Annotated in this window: 2 protein-coding genes and 1 pseudogene; 2 read left to right on the top strand and 1 reads right to left on the bottom strand. The window is 43.6% G+C overall.

The window, feature by feature from the left end:
- Positions 1 to 512: 512 nt before the first annotated feature.
- Entirely contained in the window at positions 513 to 806 is a 294-nt protein-coding gene (locus AZ66_RS28370; protein WP_044357996.1) for a helix-turn-helix domain-containing protein, read from the bottom strand.
- A gap of 422 nt (positions 807 to 1,228) precedes the next feature.
- Between AZ66_RS28370 and AZ66_RS28365 the strand changes: the two genes are divergently transcribed.
- Positions 1,229 to 1,552 (top strand): hypothetical protein, encoded by a 324-nt coding sequence (locus AZ66_RS28365; protein WP_044357995.1) that lies wholly within the window; start codon positions 1,229 to 1,231, stop codon positions 1,550 to 1,552.
- A 196-nt stretch (positions 1,553 to 1,748) separates the two neighbouring features.
- Positions 1,749 to 2,676 (top strand): annotated as a pseudogene (locus AZ66_RS31110) (contractile injection system protein, VgrG/Pvc8 family); the annotation flags it as partial.

Raw genomic sequence — 2,676 nt, 5'->3', positions numbered from 1 at the left:
GAAAAAGTAGCTCAGCTTGCAGAGCTGGAGGGCTAGCAGATGAAACATCCCGTCCTCTCTTTTCGAGACTGGTTTGATATAAAGCCCTTCATTCGACATAAAGGGTATGTTTATCATTGGAATTTAAGAATGGATGAGGCTTACCTGTACTTGCGGTATCAACCGTGGTGGGAAAAGAAATCAAGGAAGTACACGCTTCAAATTGAAACTCACCCTGACTATCTAGTGAAGTTCCGCGTTGCTTGATGCACTGTATGGGCATTCTCAGGAAGTTTATTTCAACCGTTGTAAGTTGGCATATGATTTTCCGTACACGGCTTATTCCACTTGAACGATAAGGAGGAATAAGCTCTTTTCATGCCCAGAATCAATGCAAGCGTTCTCTTCATTATGATTACCGATCGCCAATTTTCCCTCTTTTAGCAAGGTTTTATAGTACCATGGAGTTTATGCCCGTGTATGTTTCCGCGTGTCTCTTCCGGAATCCAGAACCATAACGTTTCTAATGCTAACTACTGCTTTTTCCTCTTGGACTTTATAAACTCCTTAAATTTTGTTATCTCTTCGATTTCTTCTTGTGTCCAGTCTTCTTCTTTGTCGGTATCTTCTGTACTTTCTCCAATCAGCTTTGATACCTTGACTCCTAATGCATTCGCGATTGCTTGAATTGACTCGAAACTAGGATTATATCTTTTTCTTTCAACATCCGCAATATATGATCTGGATAGCTTCGCAAGCTCGGCTAATTCATGTTGAGTAAGACCTTTTTCCTTGCGAATTGCCCTCATGTTCTCTGATAAAGCCATTTTAATTCCTCACTTTTGCTTGTATTTCCGTCTTTTTCACTAGTATATCTTGTGAACTGCGAGAAGACAATGTGAGGAATGTCGTAAAAGCAAGTGATAAATAGAAAAAATGACGTATATACAAGATATAATCCTGTTGTTCCTGTGAAATTGTTGAAATTAATTCAAAATAGACATTTGCTAATAATACGTGAATACTGTACATTATAACCATAATGACGTGAATACAATACAAAGATGATTAGGAGGAGCTGTGATAAAAGTGAATAGCGAACCATATGCAATGATGCTACCGTAACTTATATCGATTTCAGGAGATTATGAAACGGTCATCGTTTTATTAAAGACGAGTTTGGAAGGAAGATTCAAGCTTACATATACATATAGCGAAGCACTGTTACGCAAGAAAGTAGGTGAGTTGGGTGAGAAAGGCAGTCATTGAAATTGGGCGGGAACACGATATCATGCATTTCGATGGATACTTAGTCACAGACGACTGTCTTATTGTAATCGAAAAATATGTAATGTGGATGTATAAAGTGTATGCAAAAGACGAAAGCGGAATATTCGTGAGTGATCAAGCCGGGTTATGGCTAGGAAAGCTGCGGGGCGAAGAAGACGATGAGCAGGTGCTTATATTACGAGTTCTCAACTTCATGCAAAACATGTCCTTTTTTGAATTTATTCGGAATCATCACGACTGGTCAATTGACTACGATTTTTGCTTCGTTGAGGCGGTGATTTAGAAAGCAGTTAATGTCGTCCAATTTGAAGTTAGTTTAAATCGTAATTGGTATGAATTTTGTAAATGATGTAAGCGAAGCCGCTCTCATAAATCTGATATCATCCGACGTTCAATTTTGGCTTTCATCTACCAGGATCGGCACGGATGTCGATACGAAAGCAGTGGCAGATGCTCTCACCGATGTAGCGATTCGAAGTGTAGTCACAACGATGATTCGAAAATACAAGTATGGAGATGCAATTGATACCGTAACCAATATGTTTGTTTTACAATATGAGGAGACGGATTGGGCGTTTATAACCTACGTGTTCGAAAGCCTGCAATATTATGCGTTGGGTGATAGCATCGCGTTACCGATTGGATCTGGGAAAGAGCTAGTTGTTGTTCGGGCAGTAACACGGATGAAGGATGGACTGCTGCTTACCCGTTACGATCTCCAGGCTGAACAAGATATTCGCTATGCCCGCTATGAGAACGATCAAGCTACGGGGATTGCGCTGACGGGCAGCGTGTGGAGCTTTACTTGCCGACGAGCCGGGAGCATGAAGCCTATGTCATGGATTCGCGACAGCATCGTCACGCACAAGGGGAGCTAGACGTTAAAGTATGGAGACATGCGCAAGGAAGCGGCGTGGACATGTCTGAACAAGAGCTGACCCTGTCTACCTCGGGAGGATTTTCAATTACACTCCATGAAGGGAACGGCATTACCGTCAGCAGCCCGGGAGATGTGCGGATTCAAGGCGGTCACGTGAAGCTGGATGCAGGTCAGGAACTGTCGCTTACAGCGGGAAGTGCATTGTACCTCACAGGCGGAGCCAGCAGCATGGTACTAGACGGTGAAACGGATATCAAGGCCCCGGTGGTGGATCAAGAGGGGACGGTGAAGGCTCCAGTGTTCGTCATGGATCTTCCTCCCGTGCCGGAGCCGCCACTAATGAACATCAAAGACTATGAAGCAGCACAAGCCGCAGCCAAGAAGGGTTCATCTAACAACACAAATACCCCGACCGCGAAGATCACGAACCCGGCGGATCAAAAACAAGCCGATGGATTGCTGGGTACGGAGTCCAAACTGCTAGGCGCTATTCCGATGATAGGAGCAGTAGCTGGAGCAGTAGTAGG

The sequence above is a fragment of the Paenibacillus sp. E194 genome, assembly GCF_000935845.1.
In the GTDB taxonomy this organism is placed as follows: domain Bacteria; phylum Bacillota; class Bacilli; order Paenibacillales; family Paenibacillaceae; genus Paenibacillus_B; species Paenibacillus_B alvei_B.
Note: the sequence above shows the minus strand (reverse complement) of the source record. Positions and strands in the feature narration are given on the sequence as shown.

What these genes read in the sequence shown, in the direction of transcription:
- AZ66_RS28370 (WP_044357996.1), bottom strand. Translation starts at nt 806, where the DNA reads ATGGCTTTATCAGAGAACATGAGGGCAATTCGCAAGGAAAAAGGTCTT.